At 50.9% G+C, this 4,599-nt stretch carries 3 protein-coding genes; 2 read left to right on the forward strand and 1 reads right to left on the reverse strand.

What is annotated here, in order from left to right; all coding sequences use genetic code 11:
- The first annotated feature begins 230 nt into the window (after positions 1-230).
- Positions 231-2,021 carry a protein phosphatase 2C domain-containing protein gene (locus tag RMO35_RS16995; protein WP_309742502.1) on the forward strand — a complete coding sequence of 597 codons (1,791 nt, stop codon included), beginning with the start codon at positions 231-233 and terminating at the stop codon, positions 2,019-2,021.
- 220 nt (positions 2,022-2,241) lie between these two features.
- Positions 2,242-3,000 carry a metallophosphoesterase family protein gene (locus RMO35_RS17000; RefSeq protein ID WP_309742503.1) on the forward strand — a complete coding sequence of 253 codons (759 nt, stop codon included), beginning with the start codon at positions 2,242-2,244 and terminating at the stop codon, positions 2,998-3,000.
- Between the two features lie 98 nt (positions 3,001-3,098).
- On the opposite strand, the gene RMO35_RS17005 is transcribed toward RMO35_RS17000, so the two are convergent.
- On the reverse strand, positions 3,099-4,599 hold a 1,501-nt coding region (locus RMO35_RS17005; RefSeq protein ID WP_309742504.1), incomplete at its 5' end, for a hydantoinase B/oxoprolinase family protein.

Here is a 4,599-nt window from a genome sequence, read left to right on the forward strand (position 1 = left end):
CCCAGCCCCCCCGTTGAAAGGCGGAACGCTGTCTTGATTTGCTAAACCCTCGGGGAACCCGAGGAGCGCAAATCGCCGCCTCTCAAACTCTCCTGCGTAAGGTTCGATCTGTAGGAAGCGACATTCGCTGCATTCGCTTCCCATTACCTATTACCTATTACCTCTCCCATCTCCCATCTTTCTAGCGTAAACTACAGAATGAATCCGCTCGACCCCGACTTCGCTAATTTATGACTACCACTCAGGCAATGACATCTAGATATATCTGGGCTGCTCAACGGCAAGCAACGTTGATTCCGGCGGGTCGATTGGTGGAAGATCGGTATCATGCGATCGCGCCGCAGATCTGGTTGGATACTAAGCCTCAAGAGCCGCCAGACTTGCTGTTTCCACTGCCGCATCAGGCGATCGCCTACGCTCATTTATATCGATATCAGCTCCATTTACCCCGATTACACGGCTTTTGCTCGCTGAAGAGCGCGAATGAGACGATCGAGATTCCATTGCTCGATAATATCCCGGTCGATCGTGAAGGGAAATTACTGCCTAGTTTAGTGGAGGCGTGGGGCACGGCTACCGCCCTAGAGCAGGCATATTGGTTGTGGCAAGCGATCGCTCTGTGGGCACCGCTATCGGGTGCTGGGGTGTTGTCTAGCGCGGTCTTGATGGACAACTTGCGCGTAGATGGTTGGCGGCTGCGATTGTGCGAATTGATTTCCGACTATGCGACGGGCAATACTAAAGTTACTCTCGCCCACCTCGGAACGCTGTGGCTGAAAACTTTGCCAGGTGCTCATCCAGAAATTGCCGATCGCTTAGAAGCCTTATTTTTGAAGATGCAGGCGGAAAAAGCTTCGCTGCGCGATGTCGATCGCGAATTAAATAGTATTATCCTCGAACAAGCGGCGCGGTTGTCTGTGAAGTGGCAGATCGCTGGTGGTACTGATGCTGGCTCTCTGCACCTGCATAATGAAGATTCTTATTACCCGACTCCATTAGAGTTAGCTCACGATCCGACGGGTGGGAAAATTGCGATTATCTGCGATGGGGTTGCCGGACATGACGGGGGTGAAGTTGCCAGTCAGATGGCTGTCAAACTGCTCCAAATTCAAGCCCAAAATCTCTATCGGGATCTGATTAACTGCGATCGCATCGTCTCACCCGAACAGATCTCTCAGGCAATCGGGGCGATCGTCAGAGTGGTAAATAATACTATTACTGCCCAAAATCAAAGTCAAGGTCGCGAACAGCTTGCGCGGATGGGTACGACGATGGTGATGGCAATCCAAGTCAACCAGCAGATTCGCAGCCGGAATGGGGTGGGGAGTTCCCACGAGATTTATATCGCTCATGTTGGTGATAGTCGGGCTTACTGGATTACACCCGAGCGATGTCAACTGCTGACAATCGACGATGATATCGCTACTCGTGAAGTCAAGCAAGGTCGCGATCTGTCCTGGCATAGTGTCAATCGCCCGGATGCGACGGCGCTAACTCAAGCTCTGGGGATGAAGGCTGGCGAGCTAATCGTACCTACCGTCCAGCGATTTATGGCGATCGAGGATGGAATTTTATTATTATGTTCGGACGGTTTGAGCGATCGCAACTTGGTCGAAAGTTCGTGGCAAGATTACGCCGCGCGGATTCTTCAGACAGAGATGCCATTGACTGAAGCCGTCCAATCATGGCTGGCTTTGGCTCATGGCGAAAATGGTACGGATAATATTTCACTAGTGTTAATGTCCTGCCAGGTATCCACGTCCACTACAGATCCCGAGATCCTTTACTCAGCTTCCACTCCTGAAGCAGTCGCGCTCTCCAAGTCCGCCCCCGAACCTAAATTTAGACTCAATCGCGCCATTCACTTATTCCTCGCACTGACTACCAGCATGGGTTTCCTCGCTGCGGTTGCCATTGCGATCGCCTTTTTTCAGCCTGATTGGGTGGCAAATTGGCGGCAACAACTATCGCCTAATGGCGCTGCCCAGTCGGAGCTAACCGAGCAAACTACTGGTAATTAAGGAATTGAGTACTAACTAGCTAGATTCGGCTATTCGATCGAGGAATTGAGCAATAATAAAACAATAGGGGCGCAGTTTCGAGCAGAGCCAGCATAAGACAGTAACCAAGAGCGCCGATTATGCAATCGCGATCTTGGCAGTCAAAGTGTGCATACTATCAATATTATCCGGCTGATGCTTCGGTCTCGACCGAGTAGCTTCATCTGAGCATTGACATTTTATGTTTAATTTATTTCAAAGAAAGCACAGTTCCAAACCCCGGATCGTGATTATTGGTGACGTTCACGGCCACTTTGATGGTATGCGTGAGTTAATTGATTTTTGTAATGTCTCTGCTGAAGATGCGTTGTACTTTCTGGGTGATGTCATCGATCGCGGCCCCAAAAGCGCTCAGGTGGTGAAATGGATTCGGGAGCGGGACTATCCCTGTCTGATGGGCAACCACGAAGTCATGCTCTTGACCGCATTTGGTAATGGTAAAGTTGATGAGATGGCGTTGCGTCACTGGTTGCCATCTGGCGGCGATACAACGCTCGAAAGCTATGGTGAAGCCGGAATTCCCCAAGGTGACATGGATTGGTTTGCAAGTTTGCCATCTTATCTGGACTTGGGGGATGTATTTTTAGTACATGCTGGTGTCGATCCGTTTAAAGCACTGGATAAGCAAAATAACGACCAATTTTGCTGGATTAGAGAGAAGTTTTTGAGCAATCAATTTCCCTATTTTCCCGATAAAATTATCATTACCGGACATACGATTACATTTACGCTTCCCGGTGTACGTCCGGGAGAAATTGCCCAAGGTCCCGGCTGGATCGATATTGAAACGGGTGCCTATCACCGGAAAAGTGGCTGGATGACGGCGCTAGATGTCACCAATGCGCTGGCTTATCAAGTCAACGTATTTACAGGTAAAAAACGCAAACAACCACTCGATCGGATTGCTAAGACGATCGATCCGATTCGGGTCAAACTTTAGGGAATAGGTAAAAGGTAAAAGGTAAAAGGTAAAAGGTAAGAGGTCATACACATCGCCCAGTCCCCTCATCTCCCATCTCCCATCTCCCATCTACCCTCTCATCCAAAGCCGCCGCCGCCCGGTGTGTCGATCGAGAAGATATCGTTGACATTCATTTCGACTTCGGCTTTGGAGCCTAGTGACTCGATTCTCCGATGGAGAGGCTCCGCCAACGAGCCATCTTGGCGTTCGATCTGATTGCGTCCGACTGCTCCGGGTGCGCCACCTGCTAAGCCAAAGGGGGGAATCGATCGATGACCGGATAAAATGCCCATTTTCATCGCTTCTAGGCAGCGAATGCGGCGGGTGACGCCGTTACCGCCGGAATATTTACCGCTACCGCCACTGTTTGCGCGAATCCGAAAACTCTCTAATAATACGGGGAAGCGCAGTTCTAGGACTTCTGGATCGGTGAGCCGGGAATTAGTCATGTGCGTTTGGACGGCATCGGTGCCATGAAACGTTGCTCCGGCACCAGAACCGCCGCAGATAGTTTCGTAGTATTGATAGCGATCGGTACCAAAGGTAAAGTTATTCATCGTGCCTTGAGCTGCTGCCATGATTCCCAGCGCACCGTAGAGGGCATTGGCGATCGCTTGGGAGGTTTCGACATTGCCTGCGACTACTGCTGCTGGAAATTGCGGATGGAGCATCGATCCGGTGGGGACGATGATGTGTAGCGGTTTGAGACAACCTGCATTAAGTGGGATATCGTCATCGACGAGGGTACGGAAGACGTATAACACTACTGCTTTGCAGATTGCTAGCGGTGCATTGAGATTGGTGTGTTGTTGGGGTGATGTCCCGGTAAAATCGATCGTTGCCGAGCGGGTGGATCGATCGATCGCAATCTCGACTTGAATCTGACACCCATCGTCCATCAGATAGGTAAATGTCCCTGGATTGAGGACAGAAATCGCTTGTCGGACTGACTCTTCGGCATTGTCCCGGACGTGCTGCATATAGGCTTCGACGGTCGCCAAGCCATATTTCTCGACCATTGCTAGTAAAGCCTGGACGCCGCGCTCGTTAGCGGCGATTTGGGCTTGGAGATCGGCGATGTTTTGCTGGGGATTGCGGGCTGGATATATTGCATCGGCTAAGAGTGCTAGCACCTCAGCCAGCCGAAATCGCCCACCAGCGACAAGTTGGAAATTATCGATTAATAGTCCCTCTTGCTCGATCGAGGTGCTGTGTGGGGGCATAGAGCCAGGAGTGATGCCACCGATATCGGCATGATGTCCGCGCGATGCAACGTAAAATACTGGTGTGGGCAAATCGGGGAGAAAAATCGGGGTAATCGCGGTGATGTCGGGTAAATGGGTACCGCCGTTGTAGGGGTTGTTGGAGATATACACATCTCCAGGCTGTAAAGTATTGCCGCAGGCTTGAATCAGGCTGGTGACGCTTTCGCTCATCGAACCCAGATGTACGGGGATATGCGGTGCGTTGGCGACTAATTCACCAGATCGATCGAATATGGCACAGCTAAAGTCGAGGCGTTCTTTGATATTGACGGAGTAGCTGGTGTTTTGCAGGGTTATTCCCATCTCTTCGGCG

The sequence above is a fragment of the Chamaesiphon sp. OTE_20_metabat_361 genome, from assembly GCF_031364565.1.